Genomic DNA, 1,074 nt, shown 5'->3' with positions numbered 1-1,074 from the left:
GTATAAGGGTCTAATACTGTCACAGCAGAATTATCTTCTCCTAAACCTTGTGCACAGTCGACACCGACAATATAAACTTTATCTCTTTTTAATTCATCATAAATATCTAATTTAAACATTTTATTTATAAAAATTTCTTCTTTAATAGGTTTCTTTAAATCTTGAATAGCGACTAGATCTTCTTGATCGAAAGGAGATTCGGATGAACCTCTCATACGTTGTAAAAATACTTCGCGCTTAATTTTAAGAGGGTTATTTAATAATGTTTGAGATACCCTCTTTAACCATTCTTCATCATCACCTAATTGATGATAATGGTATTCTATATAAACGATTCCGTTACCAGAGTTTTTAGTAATATAATCTTCAATTTCTTCTCTAGTCATATCGTAAAACTTTTCTGTCCATTTACATGTTTTTTCAATAATTTGTAATGCTTCTTGACCCGGTCTAGTATCTAAGTCCCCCGGTGTAGAAGTAAATATACGACCATAAATAGCATTATTTCTTTTAGCGTTCAATGAAGCTGTGTTGAAAGCTGGTCCAGCAGCTTCTATGATAGTTTTTATAAAAGGAGTAAATTCAACTTCATCATAATATTGGATAGGTTGTGTACAACCCCGACCAATTCCTTCAGCCGATTCTATTGAACGCGCTGATGGTTTTGCAACAATTTTGTTATTATTTACAGGATTAGTTAAAGACATTACGTTGTCTTTACCTTTTTCAACTTTTCCGTCTTCTAAAATAACTTCTTTCATTCTCATATAAGGAGGTAATAAATCCCTTTGTTGTTTTAAACGGTCTAAGTTATTATTAGCGTCAGTTTGACTCTTGTTAATAAACATGAACTCTGAGTTTGTAGTACCAAATAGGAAAGCCCAATCCAGTATAGCAATTGTAGACTGTGTTTTACCTTTCTGACGTGGTATTACTAAGTAAGAATCTATCCCATTTAATAAACAAAATGTCATAGCTAAATTAGCACGGTTTAAAATATATGGAATACCAGTATTACCTTGGTCTGGAATTCTCACACATTCTCTTAAAAAGTACCATGGGTTTATAATACAT

1 protein-coding gene is annotated in these 1,074 nt (G+C 32.0%); it reads right to left on the bottom strand.

Annotation, left to right across the window (positions count from 1 at the left end; genetic code table 11):
- The coding region (locus ETC00_RS19300; protein WP_216369592.1) for a terminase large subunit at positions 1 to 1,037 on the bottom strand (1,037 nt) is incomplete at its 3' end.
- Positions 1,038 to 1,074: the final 37 nt, after the last annotated feature.

The sequence above is a fragment of the Brevibacillus sp. MCWH genome, assembly GCF_013096935.1.
Taxonomy (GTDB): Bacteria; Bacillota; Bacilli; order Brevibacillales; family Brevibacillaceae; genus Brevibacillus; species Brevibacillus aydinogluensis.
The sequence above is the reverse complement of the archived record's forward strand: the minus strand, read 5'-3'. Positions and strand labels throughout refer to the sequence as shown.